This window comes from Micromonospora sp. LA-10 (assembly GCF_051853095.1).
GTDB lineage: Bacteria > Actinomycetota > Actinomycetes > Mycobacteriales > Micromonosporaceae > Micromonospora > Micromonospora echinospora_A.
This window is the reverse complement of the sequence record NZ_CP195710.1, coordinates 6,572,593-6,592,122: the sequence shown is the minus strand read 5'-3', so window position 1 is coordinate 6,592,122 and position 19,530 is coordinate 6,572,593. Positions and strand designations below refer to the sequence as shown.

Genomic DNA, 19,530 nt, shown 5'->3' with positions numbered 1-19,530 from the left:
TGACCTGGCCGGACGCCGCTCGCGGACCATGATGGGGGCTGCCCGATGACCGACCGGCCGAACTACGTGCACGAGGCGCTGGACCTCTTCGCCGGCTTCGGCGACCGGGAGGCGCTCGTCGGCGGCGGGCGCCGCCTCACCTACCCCCAGGTCGCCGCGCAGGTGCGCGGCCTGGCCGCCGCGTTGCGCGGGCACGGGGTACGCCCCGGCGCGGCGGTGCTGGTGATGCTCGGCAACACGGTCGAGGGCCCGCTGCTGCAACTGGCGCTGCACCTGCTGGGCTGCCGGAGCATGTGGATCGCCCCGGTGACGTCGCGGCGGGAGGTCGACGAGTTCGTCGCGCTGTCCGCGCCGGAGGCGTTCGTGCACGACCCGCGCGATCCGCAGGCGGTGGAGATCGCGTCCGGCCTGTCCGGCGTACCGGTGCTCTGCCTCGGCCCCGGCGGCGCCGGACCGGACCTGACCGCCGCGGCCGGCGAGCCGGCGGCGGAGCTGCCCGCCGACGCGCCCGCGCCGGAGTCGTTCCTGCAGACCAGCGGCACCACCGGCACGCCGAAGCTGGTGCACCACCGGGAGAGTTTCTACCGGCAGATCCTCGCTCTGGCCGCCGACTTCCGGGGCGCCGGGTTCCCGCTGCTGCGGCACCTGTCGCACTCGCCGATGTGGCTGGCCAGCGGCCAGATCACCACGCTGTTCAACCTGTTCACCGGCGGCGTGCTGTTCCTGCGCGAGCAGTGGGACCCGGCCGCGTTCATCGCCACCGTGGACGCCGAGCGGCTCACCTCCACGTTCGTCACCCCGCCGATGCTCTACGAGGTGCTCGACCACCCCGACCTGCCGGGCGCCGACTTCTCCGCCATGTTCATGTTCAACGTGGGCGCCGGGCCCGCCGCCCCCGCCCGGCTGCGCCAGGCCATCGCCCGCTTCGGCCCGTGCCTGCGCATCGTGTACGGGCTCAGCGAGGCGGTGGTCATCTGCGCGCTGCCGGGGCTGACCGAGGACCCGGAACACCCGGAGCGGCTGCGGTCCTGCGGCCGCCCGTACGGCGACGTGACTGTGGAGATCCGCGACGCCGACGGCAAGGTGCTGCCGCCCGGCGACGACGGCGAGGTGTGGGTCCGCACGAAGCTGAGCTTCGCCGGCTACCACGGCCGGCCCGAGCTGACCGCGGAGACGCTCGTCGACGGCTGGGTCCGCACCCGCGACATCGGGCACCTCGACGCCGACGGGTACCTCTACCTGGTCGACCGGTTGCAGGACCGGATCCTCACCCGGGCGCGCAGCTGGCCGATCTACTCCCGCCCGATCGAGGACGTGCTCGCCGGTCACCCCGAGGTGCGGGCCGCCGCCGTCATCGGCGTGCCGGACCCGGTGGCCGGTGAGCTGCCGTACGCGTACGTGGTGCCGGCGCCGGGCGCGTCGGTGACCGGCGAGGAGCTGATCGCGCTGGTGGTGCGGGAACTGAGCGAGACGTGGGCGCCCGGCGCCGTGGAGTTCGTCGACGCGCTGCCGCTCAACCGGTCCGCGAAGGTGGACAAACGGGCGCTGCGGGCCCGGTACGCCGCCGCGCATCCCGCCGACGCCGACTCGCTGGGCACCGTGATCGGCAGCCCGGCATGAACCCGCGCCGGGAGTTGTACACCCTGGTCGGCGCCGACCTGCTGTCCAACCTCGGCACCCGCATCTCCGTGGTGGCCATCCCCTGGCTGGTGCTGGAGACCACCGGCAGCCCCACCAAGATGGGACTCGTCGCGGCGGCGGAGACGCTGCCGTACATGCTCTCCAGCGCCCTGGCCACACCGTGGGCGGACCGCTTCGGCATCCGCCGTACCTCCGTCTTCGTGGACGCGGCCAGCGCCGTCGCGATGGCCGTGGTGGCCCTGGCGCCCTGGCTCGGGTTCGGCACGCTGCTGGTCCTGGTGGCGGTCGCCGGCGGGCTGCGCGGCATCGGCGACCGGGTCAAGCACGTGCTGTTCAAACCGGCCGCCGAGCGGGCCGGAGTGCCGCTGATCCGGCTCACCAGCGCCTACGACGGCCTGGCCCGGGGCATGACGCTGTTCGGCGCGGTCCTCGGCGGCCTGCTCATCGACTGGGTCGGGCTGACCCGGGCCATCTGGATCGACGCGGCCACGTTCGCGGTCTGCGCGCTGCTGATCGGCGTGCTGGTACGCCCGCACGCGCAGGCGCAACCCGCGCCCCGGGAGCCGTACCTGCGGGCGCTGCGCGGCGGCTTCGCGTACCTGCGCACCGACCGGACGCTGATGATCATGCTGATCGTGGTCTCGGTGTCGAACATGTTCGCCAACGCCAGCGTCGCGGTCTGGATCCCGCTCTGGGTCAACCAGGTGCTCGGCGATCCAGCCGGCTTCGGCCTGCTGCTCGGCGTGTTCTCGGCCGGCGCGCTGCTGGGCAACGTGCTGTTCACGATGTTCGGCACCCGGCTGCCCGCCGGGGCGACGTTCGCGCTGGGGTTGACGCTCAGCGGCGCGCCCCGGCTGCTCGCGCTGGCGCTCAGCGACGACCTGGTCGTGGTGCTCGTGGTGACGTTCCTGTCCGGCATCGGCATCGCGGCGGTGAATCCGCTGCTCGGCGCGTCGCTCTACCAGCGGGTGCCGGGCGAGCTGCAGACCCGGGTGCTGGGCATCTCCGGATCGGTGGCGTTCCTCGGCCTGCCCGTCGGCGCGCTGCTCGGCGGCTGGTCGGTGGCGCTGCTCGACCTGACCCCGGCGCTGCTGGTGATGTCGGTGGTCTGCCTGGTGCTGACCATCGGGCCGCTGCTGCTGACCCGAGCGTCGCGCCGTCCGTCCCCGGAACCGGCGACCCCGACGCCGGTCTGAGCCGTCGTGTCGGTGGGCGGCGGTAGGGTCGGGGCCATGGCGACCTGGGACGACGTGCGACGCATCGCGCTGGCCCTGCCGGAGACCACCGAGCGCGGCTCGTACGACGACCTGCCCGCCTGGCGGGTGCGCGACAAGATGTTCGTCTGGGAACGGCCGCTGCGCCGCAGTGACCTCGAAGCGCTCGGCGACGCCGCGCCCGACGGCCCGATCCTCGGCGCCCGGGTGCCCGACCTGGGCGCCAAGGAGGCGCTGCTCGCCGACGACCCGGCGGTCTACTTCACCACCCCGCACCTCGACGGCTACCCGGCGGTGCTGGTCCGGCTCGACCGGATCACTGTGGACGAGCTGACCGAGCTGATCACCGAGGCGTGGCACGCCCGCGCGCCGAAGCGGCTCGCCTCCGCGCACCGGGCCGGGTCCGCGTGAGCCGCCCGGTGGACGCCGTCGTGTTCGACATGGACGGCACGCTCATCGAGTCGCACGAGGTGGTGCCCGCGGCGTACCGGGCGGCGGTGCGGGCCGGTGGCGGCCCGTCGTACACCGACGCCGAGGTCATCGCCGGCTACTCGATCGGCTCACCGTCGGATCTGCTGACGCACCTGCTCCGGCGCCCGGCCACCGGAGCGGACCTGGACCGCTACCACACCGAACTCGCCGCGCTGGCCGGGCGGGTGAGCGTCTACCCCGGAGTCGCGGAGATGCTCGCCGACCTCACCGCCCGGGTGCCGGTGGGCGTGTTCACCGGCGCGAGCCACCGGGCGGCGGAGATCATGCTCGACCGGGTCGGCCTGCTCGGTCACTTCCAGGTGGTGCTCGGCGGCGACCAGGTCACCCGGCCCAAGCCGGCGCCCGAGGGCGTGGAGACGGCCTGCCGGCGCCTCGGCGTGCCGGCCGGCCGCGCCGCGTACGTGGGCGACTCGCCGCTGGACCTGCGCGCCGCCCGCAGCAGCGGCGCGGTGGCGGTGGCCGCCGCATGGGGGCACCAGTACGACCCGGACGAGCCGGCTGACCTCAGCCTGTCCCGGCCCGGGGAGCTGCTGGCCCTGCTGCCCTGAGCGCGAGGGCCACCGCCTCCTCGGGCGAACCGGCGTCGACCGGGCCGGGCACCGGGTCGCCGTGGGCGTCCAGGATCCGCCACCCGCCCAGCACCACCACCGGGATGCCGCCGCGCCGCAGGCCGAGCGCCACCTCGCTGAGCGTGCCCCAGGAACCGCCGATCGCGATCACCGCGTCCGCGCTCCACACCAGGATCGCGTTGCGGGCCTGACCCATGTTCGTCACCACGCTCGCGGACACCTCCGCCGGACCGGGGTCGGCGCCGTCGCCGGGGCATATCCCGATCACCAGCCCGGAACGCGCCCGTACGCCCGCCGCGACGGCGGCCATCACGCCGCCGCCTCCACCGCAGAGCACCGTGACCCCGCGCTCGGCCAGCAGTTCACCCACCCGCCGCGCCGCGGCGGTCTCGTCCTCGGTCGCCGCCTCCGGACCGCACACCGCCACCTGCATTCGCATCCCTCCATTCCGGACGCGTGAGCCGTCCGTGTCGCGCCACCACTCTCCCCCGTCTCGGTGCGCCGCCGAACCCTTTTCCCGCGCACACGGCTCGGCTAGCCTGCCGGGCATGCCATCGACGTTGACCGAGGCGACCGACCCGTGGTGCCTGCGGCCGGGAGAGGCCGCCGAGCTGCTGCGCGGGCACCCGTGGCGCCGGTTCGTGGTGCTGGGTGACAGCGTCGCGGAAGGGCTGTGCGAGCCGGCCGACGGCTACCCGGACCTTCAGTGGGCCGACCGGATCGCCGCCGAGCTGCGCGCCGTCCGGCCGGAGCTGGCCTACCTGAACCTGGGCCGGCGCGGACTGCGCGCGCACGAGGTACGGGCCACCCAGCTCGCCGACGCGCTGGCCTTCGAACCGGACCTGGCCCTTGTGGTGTGCGGCGGCAACGACGCGTTCCGGTCCGCGTACGACCCGGAGACGGTGGACGCCGAGCTGACCGCAATGATCACCGCGCTGCGGGAGGCCGGCGCGGACGTGATCACCGTGGGCATGTTCGACGTGTCGCACAGCCCGGCGGTGCCGGAGGCGTTGCGCGCGGCGCTGGGCGAGCGGATGCGCCGGCTGTCCCGGCACACCCGGGGCGTGGCCGAGCGCCTGGGCACGCTGCACGTCCACCTGACCGACCATCCGCTGGTGGCCGACCCGTCGCTGTACAGCAGCGACGGCCGCCACGGCAGCGCCCGCAGCGACGCGATAGCCACCGCCGAGACGCTGCGCGTCCTGGCCCGCCACACGTCCGGCTCCCCGGAAAGGAACCCCGCGCCGACGCCGGGGCGCGGCGCGCAGCGTGGCGTCTGATCCCGCCACCGCCGTTGACATCGAGGCAGCTCGATGACACGGTCCGGGCCGGTGAACAGTCCCCGGGAGGCCGCGGTGCCGTTCCGGTCCGTGCCCGCGGAGCGCGCTCTCGCTACAGCATCAACTGCGATCAAGCGGCTCGGCCTCACGGCGCGGACGGAGGTGCTCGGCCCGGCCGAGTCGCCGACCATGCGCGTCACGCTGTTCCGGGGCGGGGCACGGGTCGCCGTGGGTGCGGGAAAGGGAGCGGGTCCCCAGGGCGCGGCGAGCGCGCACTTCGAGGCCCTGGAACGCCATCTCATGTCTGCCCGGGACAACCGCCGATGGACCGCGGACGCCACGAGGCTGCTGCCGGCGAGCATCGTGGCCGGACAGTCTGCCCTGGATGCGGATCTGGTCGTACAGCGGTGGGCGACGGAGTTTCCGGACTCCGTCGCGGCATGTGCCTCGTACGGCGAGGTTCGTTATCCCACCTTCCTCACGGACCCGCGCTACTACCGGTGGCCGGTCGCGGGTGACGACGTCCGGCCGTACCGCGGTCTGCTGCGATACTCGTCCAGCCTGGGCACCGCGGCCGGCGTCGACGTGGCGGAGGCCGTCTATCACGGCCTCTGCGAGCTGATCGAACACGACGGTCTCGGGCAGGCGCTGCTCCGGTGGTACGTCGCCGGAGTGCCGGACGTCGACCTCGTGCCGGCCGGGGACCTGCCGGACCAACTGCGGGCACTGCACGCGCAGGCCGTACGGGCGGCCGGCGCACCCGTACATCTGCTCGACGTCACGACCGACCTGGACGTGCCGGTGTACCTGGCGGTCAGCTCGGCGGCCGGCGGCGAGCCGACCCGGCTCGGGGCCGGCGCGTCGCTCTGGGCCACCGACGCCGCGTCGCGTGCCCTCGGCGAGCTGATCCAAGTCTGTGCGCTCTCCTCACCGGCCGCCGGCTCGCCCGCGGTCCAGCGTCTGGCGGCCTGGCCCGCACTGCAACGATGTGCCCTGATGCCACTCGACGGGCTGCTCTCCGGGCGGGTGCGGGCGGTGCCGCTACGCGCGGACGTAGCCGGCGACGGCAGCCCGGGTTGGGGGCTGGAGCACGTCCGGCGGGCTCTGGCTCGTCGCGGCATCGACCACCACGTGTGCGAGCTCACCCCGGTCGGCGCACCGATCGCGGTGGCCACCACGATCGCCCCAGGGCTGGAACGCTTCAGCCTGGTGCGACACGGGGTGCCCGTCGTCCCGACCGGACGGGGATGGCACTTGTGGCCGTCACCGGACCGGGCGATCATCAGCTGACCACATCCAGTCCGAACGATATGAGGACACATGTCTACTGAGGAGAATCGCTTCGTCCCCGGTGGCGGCAGCCTCTGCTTCCACCCCGGCGACGAGGAAGGCGCGTCGACGCTTCGCCTCGCCGACGATCTGGCGGCGGACCTGCACCTCGCGCTGACCAGCATCGACGACCGCCACCTCGCCGTGCTGGCCTGAACGAGGTTGTGACGCGGCTTGTAGAGACAGCCGGCGTCGACGGAAGCCGGCTGTTTCACCGTGACTTCTCTCTCTGGTACCTCGCCCGGTCGATCTCCGTCGCCGGGACCGCCGCCAGCGCCGTCGCGCTGCCGCTACTCGTCTACCGGACGAGCGCGTCCCCGACGCTGACCGCGGCGGTGGTCGGGCTCGAAGCCCTGCCGTACCTGCTGTTCGGGCTCTTCGCCGGAGCCGCCGCCGACCGCCTGCGGCGTAAGCGCATGATGATCATCGCAGACGTGTGCTGCGCACTGCTGATCGCCACCGTGCCGGTCGCCGCGTTGTTCGATGTGCTCGCCCCCTGGTACCTGCTCGTCGTGGCGTTCGGCGTGGGTTGCGGCTTCTGCTGGTTCGACGCGGCGGCGTGGGGCGCCTTCGTGCGCATCGTCGGCAAGCCGGGGATCACCCGGGCGAACAGCCTCATCTGGTCCACCGAGATCGTGCTGGAGATCGTCGCGCCCGCCGCCGCGGGACTACTTGCCGCTGTCGCCGACCCCACCCTGGTGCTGGCCGTCGACGCCGTCACCTATCTGGTGTCCGCCGCGCTGCTCGCCCAGATCCGCGCCGGGTTGGACCCGGGGCCGACGGTGGCCCGCCGGGTGCGGGCCGAGATCGCCGAAGGACTGCGCCACCTCTGGCGGACGCGGGTCCTGCGGACGCTGACCGCTGCCGGTTTCGGGCTCAACGTCGCCGCCGGCGGCGTGCTGGGCCTGCTCGTCGTCCACGCCGACGAGGTGCTCGATCTGAGCCCGGAGGACCGACGCCTGGGTCTGCTCTTCACGGCCGCCGCGGTCGGCTCACTGGTGGCCGCCGTCGTCCTGCCCAGGGCCAGCCGGTGGGCCGGCCAGGGAACGGTGTCCATCACGGGGCTCGTCATCTTCGTCGCGGCCCTCATCGGTCTGGCTGGCACGTCGGTTTTCGCCCTGGCGTTGGCGTGGTGGACGATCTGGGCCGTGGCGCGCCTGACCGTGAACGCGAACGGCATCACCGTGCGCCAACTCCTCACACCCGATGCGCTGCAGGGCCGCGTCAACACCACCGGGCGCATGCTGGCCTGGGGCGGCACTCCGTTCGGCGCCCTGATCGGAGGGCTGGCCGCAGACACCTTCGGGGTCCGAGTGGCGTACCTGATGCTGGCCGTGCCCGTCGTGCTCAGCCTCGCTCTGATCATCACCTCACCGGTGCGTGGCCTGCGCATCACTGTCGACTAGCCACCCACCTGACCCCTCCCCTGCCCTCCCCCGCCCTCCCCGGCCGGCCCTCCCCGACGATCATGAAGTTGACGGCAGTGTGCGTCCGTTTTGTCGCCGCCAACTTCATGATCAGCGCGGTCAGGGCGCGCCGTCGGCCGGTTCGCGGCCCGGATCCATCCGTTGATCAAGGAGGGCGGGGCGGGAGGGTGGGTCAGGGGGTCAGGGGGTTAGGAGGATGCCGGTCAGGAGGACGCCTCGGGCCAGGTTGAGGACCTCGTCGCAACCCGGGTAGCCGACCCGGGCCAGGGCGCCGGAGCCGGTGCGGCCGAACAGGTACGGGGCGAGGCTGTACGGGACGTCGGCGGTGACCGTCTCACCGGTCTCGATCTGCACGAAGTCCATCGCCACCCGGTCCGCCTCGTGGTAGCGCTGCAGGATGTTGCCACCCTCGGCGATCGCCGCGCGTACCCCGTCCGCCCACGCCACCGGCGTCATCTCCCGGCCGATCAGCACGCCGTGCCCGGCCGATCCGCCGGCCGGCTTGGCGACCAGGTCGGCCTGTTCGGCGAGCGCCCGGTCGAGCTGGTCGGCGGTGAGCGCGACGGTGTGCGGCACGTACCGGCGGATCAGCGTCCGGTCGTCCTCCGGCAGGAGGTCGAGGTCGTCCCAGAGCCAGGCGTAGTTGAGCTTGTTGCTGAGCAGCCAGGCGGCGCTGCTGACGAACATCGGCAGCGTGCCGGCGGCGAGCGCGCCGGCCACCGCGTCCAGGCCGGGGCTGGGGGTGACCCGGTTCGGCACGAACAGCCGGAACAGAGCGTCCACCGGGGCGCCGTCGACGACCAGCCGCCTCTGCTCGTCCAGGCCGGCGGTGGCCACCGGGGCGATGACCAGGTCGATGCCGAACGGGCGGGCCTGGTCGATCAGCGGGGACAGGATCCGGATGAACGTCTCCGGGTCGTCCAGGCCCGGGTAGTCGGCCTCGAAGTCCATCAGCAGCGCCACCCGGGCGCCGTCGGGCAGGCCGAGCGTGTCCCGGATGGCGGCGAACCGCTGGTCCAGCAGGGACGGCGCGGGCCGTGCGCCGTCGAGCAGGCCGTGCGTGCGGTACAGCTCGGCGTACCGCTGGATGACGGTGTCGGCGTCGAAGCCGCCGCCGAGGCTGCTGTCGATGTTGTACTCCACGATGCACGGCACGCCGCCGGAGAACAGCACGTCCGGCCGGTACGCGGCGAGCAGCCCCTCGTGCAGTTCCTCGCCCGGGTCGAGCAGCCGGGTCTCCCCCTCCGGCACGTCGAGCAGGCGTTGCAGCTCACCGGCGGTACGCGCGCGGCGCCGACAGGCCTCCAGGATGAGCTGGGCGATGCGGTCGCAGACCTCGTTCAGCTCGCCGAACGCGTCGGCGGTGAAGACGGGTGGGCGGGCCAGCCGCCACTGCTTGTTGTACGTGGCCCGGCCGTGGAAGATCTTCTCCCACGCCGCTGCGCCGGTGGTCACCATCGCGGTACGGGTGGACTCGGGCAGGTCGGTCCACGCCTGACCGAGTGGCGGCCACGTGTAGTTCGGGTCCATCGTTCATCCGTCCTTGAGGGTCAGTTGGATGGCGGCGGTGAGCTGGTCGCGGCCGGGTTGCACGGCCCGGTCCAGGGCCGGGGCGAAGGGCAGCACCGCGCCGTCGGGGCGGGTGACCCGCCGGGGCGGCGCGGCCAGCCGCACCCGCTCGACCACTGTCGCGATGATCTCCCCGGCGATGCCGCAGGAGCGGTTGCCGTCGTCGACCACCACGAGGCGGCCGGTGCGGCTCACCGACTCGACCAGCCCGTCCCAGTCGAACGGGTAGAGCGTGCGGGGGTCGAAGACCTCCACCGACGCCTGACCGGCCAGTTCCTCGGCGACGGCGAGCGCGTCGTGCACCAGGTGCCCGACCGCCACCACCGTCACGTCGGCGCCGGGACGGCGGACGATCCCCCGGCCCAGCGGCACCGGCGTCAGGTCGGTGACGTCGGCGCGCAACTCCAGGGCGCCGGCCGGGGCGAAGACCACCACCGGGTCGTCGCAGCGGATCGCGGAGACCAGCAGCCCGTACGCGTCGGCCGGGGTGGCCGGTACGACAGTGGTCACGCCGACGTGGGCGAAGAGCGCGTACGGGTGGTCCGAGTGCTGCCCGGCCCATCCGGTGCGGGAGCCGGAGCCGGGCACCACGTAGGTGACCGGCACCGCGCACTGGCCGCCGGTCATCAGCGGGAACTTGTGCGCGTGGTTGACGATCTGCTCGAAGACCAGGAACAGCAGCGACGGGATCTGGAACTCCACCACCGGGCGGGCCCCGGCCAGCGCCGCGCCAGTGGCGAAGCTGGTGAACGCCTGCTCCGACAGCGGGGTGTCGCGGACCCGTTCCGGGCCGAACTTCTTCAGCAGGCCGGTGGTGACGTTGGCGGCGGCCACCCGGATGTCCTCGCCGAGCACCACGACGGAGTCGTCACGGGTCATCTCGTCGGCGAGCGCCCGGGTGAGCGCCCTGCGGTAGGAGAGCCGGGGCATCAGCCACCTCCGGTCCGGGCGGTGAGCCCGCTGGCGTACAGGTGGTCCAGGGCGGTCGCCGGGTCGGGGTGCGGACCGGCGAGCGCGAACTCGACGGCGGCGTCCAGTTCCGCCTCGACGGCGGCGTCCACCTCGGCGCGTGCCGCCGGATCGAGTCGCGCGCCGGCGATGTCGACGGGATCGCGGGACCGGCCCTCGGCCACCTCTTCCGGCGGCCGGTAGTCGAGGCGTACCTGATGTTCGAAGGTGTGGTGGGCGTCGAAGCGGTAGGTGTGGGCCTCGATCAGCTCGGGGCCGCCGCCGGCGCGCATCCGGGCGACGGCGGCGGCGGTGACCTCGCGTACCGCTTCGGGGTCCTGCCCGTCGACGGCGGCCGCCGGTATGCCGAAGGCGGTGGCCCGCCCGGCGATGGTGCCGGCGACCGCGCCCTCGACGGGCATGGTGGTGGCGTAGCCGTTGTTCTCGCAGACGAACAGCACCGGCACCCGCCAGAGCGCGGCCAGGTTGAACGCCTCCAGGAGCATGCCCTCGTTGACGGCGCCGTCACCGAAGAAGGTGGCGCCGACGATGTCGGCGCCGCGCCGCCGGCGCTCCCATACCGCTCCGGTGAGGATCGCGCCGGCGGCTCCGACGATGGCGTTGGCGCCCAGGACGCCGACGCCGAAGTCGGCGGCGTGCATCGACCCGCCCCGGCCCCGGTTGAGCCCGGTGACCCGGCCGCACAGCTCGGCCAGCATCCGGGCCGGGTCGGCGCCCTTTGCCAGCACGTGGCCGTGCCCGCGGTGGGTGCCGGTGACCAGGTCCTCGCGGTCCAGCGCCGCGCAGACGCCGGCGGCGATCCCCTCCTGACCGAGGTACGGGTGGATGCCACCGACGATCTCCCCGGAGCGGACCAGCTCGATCGCGCGCTCCTCGAAGCGGCGGATCAGCCGGACCGTCCGGTAGAGCCGGAGCGGGTCGGAGCCGGTCACGCCGGACGGCCCTCCTTGACGGCGGCGAGGATGTCGTCCCAGAGGCGGGCGCGGGCGGCCAGCGCGGCGTTCACCGTGTCGGCGCACTCCTGCCACTTGGTGTCGTCGTCGCCGCACAGGTCGGCGAGCATCTGCATGGCCATCGGGGTGTGCTGCTCCCCGTCGACCTCGATGTGCCGCTCCAGGTAGTCGACGAACTTGTTGAGCCGGTTGCTGCGCTCGTTGACGGCGACGACCTGGGTGAACATCTCCGGGATGAGGTCCTCGCGGCCGAACGCGAACGCCGCCGCCTGGCAGTGCACCGGGGTGGTTTCGATGATCCGCCAGGTGGTGCCGGCGAACGCCGCCGAGGCCGCGGGGACGCCCGCCGCGCCGAGCGCCTCGGTGACCGGGGTGCCGTCGCGCAGCAGGTCGACGAGCTTGTTCACGGCCGTGGTGTCGGCGCCGGCCTCGGCCATGCCCTGCACGTACAGCTCGAAGTGGCTGATGTAGCCCTCGCCCAGCTCGTCGCTCTCCTCGACCATGACGATGTCGTTGATCAGGCGGCGGCTGCCGGTGGGGCCGGTCGGGATCCACGGCACCGTGACGCAGGTGAGCTGCCGCTGCAGCGACTTCAGCAGCGACATGAAGTCCCACACGGCGAAGACGTGGTGCTCCATGAACGTGACGAGCGCGTCGTGGGTGTCGAGGTTGGCGTAGAGCGGGTGCTTGACCACCACGTCGCGGCGCTCGGTCACCGCCCGCTCCAGCCGCTCGATGCCCGGGTGCGTCTTTCCCCAGTCGTACCGTGACATTGTCAGCCTCCCTGCTGGGCGCGGTCGCGCCAGATGACCGGGCAGTAATCGGGGTCCGCGTAGTCCGGCCGGCCCTCGTGGGTGCGGCGGACCAGCACGTCGTGGTTGTACGCGGCGAGCGTGCCGTCGGAGAGCGGGTACTCCCGCCAGGCGTTGTCGCCGTCCTGCAGGTGCAGCGAGATGGCCCGGCGGGGCCGCCCGCTGACGTTCGCACCGCTGCCGTGGTAGGTGCGGCAGTGGTGGAAACTCATGTGCCCCTTGGGGATCACCATGGGGATCTTGCGGATCGTCGCCCCGTTGTACGCCGCGTTCTCGGCGAGCATCGCCTCGAGCTGGTCGCGGTCCCGGTCGGCGAAGTGCCGCACCACCGTGTCGTCGGCGCCGATCTCCCGCCAGCGGTGGGAGCCGTCGACCATGGTGATGGTGCCCATCTCCTCGCCGCAGTCGTGGAACGGGATGAACGCGGTGAGCATGTTCTCCGACGACGAGGACGCCCAGTAGTGCTTGTCGAAGTGCCACGGCACGATGTTCGACGGCTCGCCGGCGATCGGCGGCTTCCAGATCAGCGTGGACTGGAAGATGCGGATCTCGGCGGCCCGGGCCAGCCGGGCGGCGACCGCGCCGATCAGCGGCTTGCGCAGGATGCGCGCGATGCCGTCGTGCTCGTGGTGCACGTAGTCGTTGTGCCGCTGCACGTCGCCCCTGGACGGCTCCCAGTAGGCCAGCTTCGGCGGCCGGACCGGCAGGCGCCGGTCGCGTTCCCCGGCGTAGTAGCTGTCGGTGGCGGCGACCAGCTCGTCCACCTCGTCGTCGGTGAGCAGCTTCTTCGACAGGTACCAGCCGTGCTCGGCGTAGTGCCGGACGTCCTCGTCGGAGGGAAGCAGCGCCTCCTCCTCGGCGGTCAGCCCGGGATCGATGGTGGTCATGCCCCTACCCCTCCGGCCGCGACGCCGGGGGTCGCCCCCGCCGCGGCCAGCTCGCGTTCCTTGGCCTCGTAGAGCGCCTTGATGTTGCCGCTGCCGAAGGTGCGCGCCCCACGCCGCTCGATGAGTTCGAGGAAGAGGGTGCGGCGCACGTGCATCGACTCGGTGAAGATCTGCAACAGCTGCCCGTCGTGGTCGGAGTCGACCAGGATGCTCAGCTCGCGCAGCCGGTCCACCGGCGCGTCCAGCCGGCCGACCCGCTGCTCCAGGCCGTCGTAGTAAGCGCCGGGGGTGCTGGCGAACCGCACGCCCCGGCCGGCGAGCGCGCCCACGGCGGTGACGATGTCGTCGGTGCGCAGCCCCAGGTGCTGCACCCCGGCGCCGGCGTGCCAGCGCAGGAAGTCCTCGATCTGCCCCGGCCGGGCGCCGGTGTCCGGCTCCAGCAGGACGAACGTGACAGTCCCGGACGGGCTCTGCACCACCTTGGAGTTCATCGCCTGCCCGGCGACCTCGATGTGCTCGGTGAAGATGTCGGCGAAGCCGAACACCTTCTCGTAGTGCGCCACGGTCTCGTCGAGCTGCCCGGGCGGCACGCAGATGGCCAGGTGGTCCACCTCGGCCAGCAGCGAGTCCCCGTCCGGCGCGCCCACCGGCTCGATCGCCCCGGGCAGGAACACCTCCGGGTCGCCGCGCCGCTCGACGAGGCGGTGCACCACGTCGCCGAAGCCGCCCACCTCGGCGACCACCACCTCGGCGTCCGCGCCGGTGAAGGTGCGCGGCGGGCTCACCGCGCTCGCGCCGCGTTCCACCAGCTCCGCGTACGCCCCGGCGGCGTCGTCGACGGCGAGCGCCACCACCGCGATGCCGTCGCCGTGCCGGTGCACGTACGTGGCCGCCGGGTGCTCGGCGGACAGTCCGGTGGTCAGCAGCAGCCGGATGCCCGCCTGGGCCAGCAGCAGCGAGCGCTGCCCGTCCAGCCCGGTCTCCGGCCCGCCCTGCCCGCGCAGCCGGAAACCGACGGCGTTGTCGAAGTAGAAGGCCGCCTGCCGGGCGTCTCCCACGTACAGTTCGAGATGATCTATCCCGTTGATGGTCATGGGCTTCCCCTGTTCCCCCCGTGGTCACGACCCGGACGACGCCCGGGATTGGAGTCCGGTCAGTCCGCAGCCGGGGTGGCGCCCCGGCGGGCCGGCCCGGAGAGCCGGCGCAGGAGCAGGCTGACGTTCTGGCCGCCGAACCCGAACGAGTTCGTCAGCGCGTGGTCGGCCCGGGTGGGCCGGGGCACGGCGCGGACGTGGTCCGCCTCGCACTCCGGGTCCGGGTCGTCCAGGTGGTAGGTGGGCGGCAGCAGGCCGCTGTCGAGCGCCAGCGCGGTGGCCGCGGCCTCCAGCACCCCTGACGCGCCGAGCAGGTGCCCGGTGAGCGCCTTGGTGGAGCTGACCGGCACGCCGCCGAGGCCGAACACCTCGGCCAGCGCGGTGGTCTCGGCGACGTCACCGAGCTTGGTGCCGGTGCCGTGCGCGTTGACGTACCCGACGTCGGCCGGCTCGACCCCGCCGGCGGCGAGCGCCCGGCGCATGCACGCGGCCGCTCCCGCGCCGTCCGGGCGCGGCGCGGTCGGGTGGTACGCGTCGGTGTTCGCCCCGAAACCGGCGACCTCGGCGTAGCCGCGCACACCCCGTCCGTCGGCGTGCCCGGCGCGCTCCAGCACCAGCAGCGCCGCGCCCTCGGCCAGCACGAACCCGTTGCGCCGCTTGTCGAACGGGCGGCTCGCCTCGGTGGGCTCGTCCCAGCCGCGGGCCAGCGCCCGGGCGTTGCCGAACGTGTCGGCGAACGTGCCGAACAGCGGCGCCTCGCTCGCCCCGCACACCACCACGTCGGCCTCGCCGGAGCGGATGAGGCGTACCCCGTCGGCGACGGCCTGGGCGCCGGAGGCGCAGGCCGTGCCGACGGATGAGCTGTAGCCGCGGATGCCGTGCGCGATGGCGATCCGCGCCGAGGGCATGTTCGGCAGGATGCCGGTGAGCAGGTACGGGCTGACCGCCGCCCGGCCCCGGGCGGCCCGCGCCAGCACCTGGCTCTCCAGGGTGGACATTCCGCCGACGCCGCCGACGATCACCGCGATGCGTTCCGGGTCGACGTCGCGGCCCACCTCGATGCCGGCGTCGGCGAGCGCCTCGGCGGCGGTGATCAGGGCGAGCAGCACCACCCGGTCGAGCACCTTCGTCTCCGGTCCGGAGGCGACGCTGCGCGGGTCGATGTCCGGCAGCACGCCGGCCACCTCCAGGCTGCCCGCCGCCGGGTGTCCCTCGGGCGGGCGGCGCAGCCCGGAGCGGCCGGTGAGCAGCGCGTCGAACGTGTCCGCGACGCCGCGCCCGGCCGGGGTGAACAGGCCCATGCCGGTGATGACGGCGGTCACGACGGCGCCTCGGTGAGGTAGCGCTCGCGCAGCGCCACCTTGCGCACCTTGCCGGTGACGGTGACCGGGATGTCGTCGGCGCGTACCGGGACGATCCGGCGCAGCGTGGCGGCCACGTCCGGGCCGAGCGCGGTACGGACCTGCTCGGTGCGGTCCGCGTCCGGGTCGGCGCCGGCGGCCAGTTCCAGCAGCACGTCGGTGGTGACGGTGCCGTCGTCCGCCTTGACGATCACCACAGTGCAGTCGGTCACGTCGGCGCAGGCGGCGAGGATGCGTTCCTCGGACAGCGCGGTGAAGAACCACTTCCCGTCGCCCGCCTCGACCGAGTCGACCGCCCGGTCCAGGTGGTAGTAGCGGCCGTCGTCGTCGGCGTACACCAGGTCGCCGGTGAGGTACCAGCCGCGCAGCCGGAACCGGTACGTGGTGACCGAGTCGTTCCAGTAGCCGCGGAACAGCGACGGCGAGTCGATGCCGAGCCAGCCGACCTGCCCGGGCGGCAGTTCGTTGCCGTCGGTGTCGAGCACGGCGACCTTGGTGAACCGATACGGGCGGCCGACGCAGCGGCCGTACCTGTCGGTGTCGGTGGTGTGGGTGATGTGGAACATCGAGTGGCCCATCTCGCTGGAGCCCAGGCCGTCGATGAACACCGAGCCGGGTACCCGGGTCACGCCGCCGCGGGTCACCACGTCCCGGGAGCCCACAGCGACCAGCCGCCGGACGTGCGGCTCGTGCGAGCAGTCGCCGGTGTTGAACCACAGCCGCACCGAGTCCAGGTCGTAGCCGGACAGGTCGAAGCGGGCCAGTTCGGCCCAGGTGACCGAGAAGCCGAACACGCCGTCGGGGCGCCACCGCTGGATCGCGTCGAGCACCCGCTCGCCGCCCTGCTCGGAGAGCAGGAACATCTCCGCCCGGTTGCCCAGCGCCTGGTTGACCATGAGCACTGTGGCGGTGTGCGGGGCGGGCAGCGCGTTGAGGATGCGGGTGGTGCCCTGCGCCTGCGGCATGGACAGCAGGTGGCGGGTGGCGGCGAACAGGCTGGCGTGCGAGTGCAGCACCGCCTTCGGCACTCCGGTGGTGCCGGAGGTGTGGGTGATGACGATCGGGTCGTCCTGGTGGTGCCGGTAGTGCGCCGGCGCGGCGTCCGGGTCGCCGGTCCCGGCCTGCGCGGGTTCGCCGAGCATCGGCGCGCCCAGGTCGTGCCCGGCCAGCGCCTCGGCGTGCGCGGCGTCGGCGAGCACCCCGGCGGCGCGCAGCCGGCGGATGTACTCGGCGGCGATCTCGGGGCGCAGCCTGCCGTTCATCAGCGCCGGGATGGCGCCGAGGCGCGTGAGCGCCAGGAACGACAGCACCATGTCGGCGGCGGTGCCGGCCCAGACCGCGACCGGGTCGCGGGGCTTGACCCCGCGTTCGTGCAGCCAGGCCGCCCGGGCGGAGACCATCCGGTCGAGCCGGCCCAGCGTCAGCGGGGTCTCGGCCGGGTGGCCGTCCACAGCGGTGTCGAATGTGAGCCCCGGGCCGTCCGGGTCGGCGCCGTGGGCCAGCACCCGGGCGAGCACGTTGCCCGCACCGATTTCCGCGTCGGCCGCGAGCGCGCCGCGCAGTCCCTTCGTCCTCATTGACGTGTTCCCTCCCCCAGCAGCACCGCGGTCGCCTCGCCCGGCGTACCGTCCGGTGCCAGTTCGATCAGGATCAGCAACGCCTGTGCGGCGTCGCCGTCGTGCAGCAGCAGGTCTGCCTCGGCCTCCCCCTCGGCCCGCGCGTCGCCGGTCGGGCTCAGGCACACCACCGGCCCGTCCAGTCCCCAGCGCGCCGCGACGTGCCCGGCCACGCTGTTCGGCACCGACTGGAAGAAGAACAGCGGCCCGATCCGGTCGCCGGCGGCCACCGCGGCCCGGACGTGCGCCGCGCTGGCCGTGTCCCCGCCCGCGCTGACCAGCACCACGGCCGTCGCGTTGCCCGGCGGCAGCGGCCCGGCGCCGTACCGCCGCGCGAGGCACCGCTCGGCGACCGCCACCACCAGCGGCGCGAACGCCGAGTGCACAAACCCCGGCACCCCCGGCACCCCCGCGCCCTCATCCCCCGCCGCGGGCCACCGCACCTCCGCCTCGTTGCGCGATCTTGCAGTTGGCGCCCCTTCGGCGGGCGTTGTGCCCGGTTCGCCGGGGCCGGGAGTGCAAGATCGCGGGGAGTCGGGGTGGGGGGTGGGGGCGGTCATGAGGTGCTCACCAGGAGGGCCGTGTTGGCGCCGCCGAAGGCGGCGTTGAGGGTCAGGGCGTGCCCGGTGCGCGCGGGGCGCGGGGCGTCGCGGATGACGTCCAACGGGCACTGCGGGTCGGGGCCGAGCCAGCCGGCGGTGACCGGCAGCTTGCCGTGCCGCAGGGCCAGCACGGTGACCAGCAGTTCCAGCAGTCCGGACGCCTCCAGCGCGTGCCCGTGCACCGACTTCGTGGAGCTGACCGGCAGCCGCCCGACGCCGTCGCCGAACACCCGGGTCAGCGCCGCCGCCTCGGAGGCGTCGCTGAACGGGGTGCCGGTGGCGTTGGCGTTGACGTAGCCGATCGCGGCCGGGGGCAGGTCGCCCCGGCGCAGCGCCGCCTGCACCGCCCGGGCCAGGCCGAGCCCGTCCGGGTGCGGCTGGCACGCGTGGTACGCGTCCCCCGCCCGGCCCCACCCGGCCACCGTCGCCACCGTCTCGGCTCCCCGCCGGGCGGCGGCGCCCGCCGACTCCAGCACCACGGCGGCCACCCCGTCGCCCAGCAGCAGGCCCTTGCGGCCGGCGCTGAACGGGCGTACCGCGCCGTCGGCGGCGAGCGCCCGGCCGGCGTCGAAGAGCGCGTACTGGTCCGGTTCGACCAGGTAACCGGCCGCGACCACGACCCGTTCCAGGTCACCCCGGCGGATCAGCGCGGCGGCGTCGGCGACCGCGCTGCTCGCCGACACGCACGCGGTGGTGTAGACCCGGGTCCGCCCGCCCAGGCCGCACCGCGCGGCCAGGTGACCGGCCAGCGCCGGCACCGTCGGCGCGTCCCGCCCTTCGGGTACGGGCAGCGAGTGCGGCCCGCCGTGGGTGGCCAGGAACAGCGCCGACTCCGCGCGTCCGGCCCGGTCCAGCCCGGCGGCCCGGGCGGCGGAGTCGACGGCGTCGGCCAGCTCGTCGGCGAGCGTGCCGACGTCCGGCAGGGTGGCCGCCACCGTGACCCGGCGGCCGGTGGTGTCGAAACGGCGCACCGGCGCGAACGCCGGGGCGCCGGTGAGCACCCCGGCCAGCAGCGCGTCCGCGCCCCTGCCGAGGGCGCTGAGCGCGTACGTGCCGGTGATCCGTACGGTCTCCCGCTCAGCCATCTGCGGGTGCGGTCAGCGAGCCGCGGAACACCGCGAGCGCGTCGTCGACGGTGCGGATACCGGCGAGCTGGTCGTCGCTCAGGTCCAGCCGGCGGTCGTAGCGTTGCTCGACCATGTGCACGAGCCAGGCCAGCTCCATCGAGCCGAGCCGGTCCGGCACCTGGTCGGCGGGCTTCGCGGTCAGTTCGGCGAGCATGCTCACCAGGTCAGCTCGCCCCAGGTCGGGCTGACCGGACATCAGGACTTGTCGCTGTTCGCGGCGACCCGGTCGGCGACCATCGTGGTGAACTCGCCGACCGTCATCAACGCCATCTTCTCCGACTCGTCGTCGGCGAACTTCAGGCCGTACCGGTCCTCGACGCGGACCGCGAGGTCGGCCAGGGCCAGCGACTCCAGGTCGACGCCGGAGGGGCCGAGCGTGGTGTCGTCGTCGAGCTCGTCCACGTCGTAGTTCATGTCGGCGAGCTGCTCGACGACGAAGGTGCGGACCTCGTCTCGCATGGATTCAGACCTCATTTCCGTGAACCAGCTGACGGTGCCCGGTCGGGACACCGCGTGCGTGTGGTCCGGGGTCACCGGCGGTCAGCGGGCGCTGACGCGGTGCCGGCTCGGGCGCGCTGGTGGCGCGTT

The 19,530-nt window shown here is 73.7% G+C and carries 21 protein-coding genes; 8 read left to right on the top strand and 13 right to left on the bottom strand.

Annotated elements, in window-relative coordinates; translation table 11 throughout:
* The first annotated feature begins 45 nt into the window (after positions 1-45).
* From ACSDG8_RS30530 to ACSDG8_RS30515, 4 genes are read left to right on the top strand one after another with little or no spacing between them, the layout of a single operon-like run.
* Entirely contained in the window at positions 46-1,620 is a 1,575-nt protein-coding gene (locus ACSDG8_RS30530; protein WP_210942946.1) for a class I adenylate-forming enzyme family protein, read from the top strand.
* Positions 1,617-2,837 carry an MFS transporter gene (locus tag ACSDG8_RS30525; protein ID WP_210942947.1) on the top strand — a complete coding sequence of 407 codons (1,221 nt, stop codon included), beginning with the start codon at positions 1,617-1,619 and terminating at the stop codon, positions 2,835-2,837. The genes ACSDG8_RS30530 and ACSDG8_RS30525 overlap by 4 nt, the downstream gene beginning before the upstream one ends.
* Positions 2,838-2,873: 36 nt before the next feature.
* On the top strand, positions 2,874-3,266 hold the full coding sequence (locus ACSDG8_RS30520; protein WP_210894778.1) for an MmcQ/YjbR family DNA-binding protein: 393 nt from the start codon (positions 2,874-2,876) through the stop codon (positions 3,264-3,266).
* Between the two features lie 8 nt (positions 3,267-3,274).
* Positions 3,275-3,895: an HAD family hydrolase gene (locus tag ACSDG8_RS30515; RefSeq protein WP_307856217.1), complete on the top strand. Its 621-nt coding sequence runs from the start codon at positions 3,275-3,277 to the stop codon at positions 3,893-3,895.
* Here ACSDG8_RS30515 and ACSDG8_RS30510 read toward each other — a convergent pair.
* Positions 3,852-4,355, bottom strand: coding sequence for an LOG family protein (locus ACSDG8_RS30510; RefSeq protein WP_210942949.1), 504 nt, complete (start codon positions 4,353-4,355; stop codon positions 3,852-3,854). The two genes, ACSDG8_RS30515 and ACSDG8_RS30510, sit on opposite strands and share 44 nt — an antisense overlap.
* Positions 4,356-4,464: 109 nt before the next feature.
* On the opposite strand from ACSDG8_RS30510, the gene ACSDG8_RS30505 reads away from it, so the two are divergent.
* The 4 genes from ACSDG8_RS30505 to ACSDG8_RS30490 are packed head-to-tail and all read left to right on the top strand — an operon-like array spanning position 4,465 to position 7,931.
* Positions 4,465-5,196 (top strand): SGNH/GDSL hydrolase family protein, encoded by a 732-nt coding sequence (locus tag ACSDG8_RS30505; RefSeq protein ID WP_210942950.1) that lies wholly within the window; start codon positions 4,465-4,467, stop codon positions 5,194-5,196.
* 51 nt (positions 5,197-5,247) lie between these two features.
* Positions 5,248-6,486 carry a YcaO-like family protein gene (locus ACSDG8_RS30500; protein ID WP_210942951.1) on the top strand — a complete coding sequence of 413 codons (1,239 nt, stop codon included), beginning with the start codon at positions 5,248-5,250 and terminating at the stop codon, positions 6,484-6,486.
* Positions 6,487-6,516: 30 nt separating this feature from the next.
* Entirely contained in the window at positions 6,517-6,681 is a 165-nt protein-coding gene (locus tag ACSDG8_RS30495) for a hypothetical protein (protein ID WP_439427489.1), read from the top strand.
* Between the two features lie 8 nt (positions 6,682-6,689).
* The gene (locus ACSDG8_RS30490; RefSeq protein ID WP_439427488.1) at positions 6,690-7,931 is read left to right on the top strand and encodes an MFS transporter; all 1,242 of its coding nucleotides are present in this window, start codon (positions 6,690-6,692) and stop codon (positions 7,929-7,931) included.
* 201 nt (positions 7,932-8,132) lie between these two features.
* Here the strand turns inward: ACSDG8_RS30490 and ACSDG8_RS30485 are convergent, their stop codons facing one another.
* The 12 genes from ACSDG8_RS30485 to ACSDG8_RS30430 form a co-directional block, all read right to left on the bottom strand.
* A complete protein-coding gene (locus tag ACSDG8_RS30485) occupies positions 8,133-9,482 on the bottom strand; it encodes a hypothetical protein (RefSeq protein WP_210942952.1) in 1,350 nt (449 codons plus the stop codon).
* A gap of 3 nt (positions 9,483-9,485) precedes the next feature.
* Positions 9,486-10,451 (bottom strand): alpha-ketoacid dehydrogenase subunit beta, encoded by a 966-nt coding sequence (locus ACSDG8_RS30480; RefSeq protein WP_210942953.1) that lies wholly within the window; start codon positions 10,449-10,451, stop codon positions 9,486-9,488.
* Positions 10,451-11,422: a thiamine pyrophosphate-dependent dehydrogenase E1 component subunit alpha gene (locus tag ACSDG8_RS30475; RefSeq protein ID WP_210942954.1), complete on the bottom strand. Its 972-nt coding sequence runs from the start codon at positions 11,420-11,422 to the stop codon at positions 10,451-10,453. Before ACSDG8_RS30475 ends, ACSDG8_RS30480 begins: the two co-directional genes overlap by 1 nt.
* Positions 11,419-12,216, bottom strand: coding sequence for a DUF3050 domain-containing protein (locus ACSDG8_RS30470; RefSeq protein WP_210894788.1), 798 nt, complete (start codon positions 12,214-12,216; stop codon positions 11,419-11,421). Before ACSDG8_RS30470 ends, ACSDG8_RS30475 begins: the two co-directional genes overlap by 4 nt.
* Positions 12,217-12,218: 2 nt before the next feature.
* Positions 12,219-13,142, bottom strand: a complete 924-nt coding sequence (locus ACSDG8_RS30465; protein WP_210942955.1) for a phytanoyl-CoA dioxygenase family protein — start codon at positions 13,140-13,142, stop codon at positions 12,219-12,221.
* Positions 13,139-14,236 (bottom strand): 4-hydroxyphenylpyruvate dioxygenase, encoded by a 1,098-nt coding sequence (hppD, locus tag ACSDG8_RS30460; protein WP_210894790.1) that lies wholly within the window; start codon positions 14,234-14,236, stop codon positions 13,139-13,141. Before hppD ends, ACSDG8_RS30465 begins: the two co-directional genes overlap by 4 nt.
* Positions 14,237-14,295: 59 nt before the next feature.
* Positions 14,296-15,558, bottom strand: coding sequence for a beta-ketoacyl-[acyl-carrier-protein] synthase family protein (locus ACSDG8_RS30455; RefSeq protein ID WP_210942957.1), 1,263 nt, complete (start codon positions 15,556-15,558; stop codon positions 14,296-14,298).
* The gene (locus ACSDG8_RS30450) at positions 15,555-17,174 is read right to left on the bottom strand and encodes a class I adenylate-forming enzyme family protein (RefSeq protein ID WP_210942958.1); all 1,620 of its coding nucleotides are present in this window, start codon (positions 17,172-17,174) and stop codon (positions 15,555-15,557) included. The genes ACSDG8_RS30455 and ACSDG8_RS30450 overlap by 4 nt, the downstream gene beginning before the upstream one ends.
* On the bottom strand, positions 17,171-17,656 hold the full coding sequence (locus ACSDG8_RS30445; RefSeq protein WP_210942959.1) for a beta-ketoacyl synthase chain length factor: 486 nt from the start codon (positions 17,654-17,656) through the stop codon (positions 17,171-17,173). The genes ACSDG8_RS30450 and ACSDG8_RS30445 overlap by 4 nt, the downstream gene beginning before the upstream one ends.
* A gap of 113 nt (positions 17,657-17,769) precedes the next feature.
* Positions 17,770-18,900: a beta-ketoacyl-[acyl-carrier-protein] synthase family protein gene (locus ACSDG8_RS30440; RefSeq protein WP_210894794.1), complete on the bottom strand. Its 1,131-nt coding sequence runs from the start codon at positions 18,898-18,900 to the stop codon at positions 17,770-17,772.
* Positions 18,893-19,138, bottom strand: coding sequence for an acyl carrier protein (locus ACSDG8_RS30435; protein WP_128139144.1), 246 nt, complete (start codon positions 19,136-19,138; stop codon positions 18,893-18,895). Before ACSDG8_RS30435 ends, ACSDG8_RS30440 begins: the two co-directional genes overlap by 8 nt.
* Positions 19,138-19,401 carry an acyl carrier protein gene (locus ACSDG8_RS30430; RefSeq protein ID WP_210894795.1) on the bottom strand — a complete coding sequence of 88 codons (264 nt, stop codon included), beginning with the start codon at positions 19,399-19,401 and terminating at the stop codon, positions 19,138-19,140. Before ACSDG8_RS30430 ends, ACSDG8_RS30435 begins: the two co-directional genes overlap by 1 nt.
* Positions 19,402-19,530: the final 129 nt, after the last annotated feature.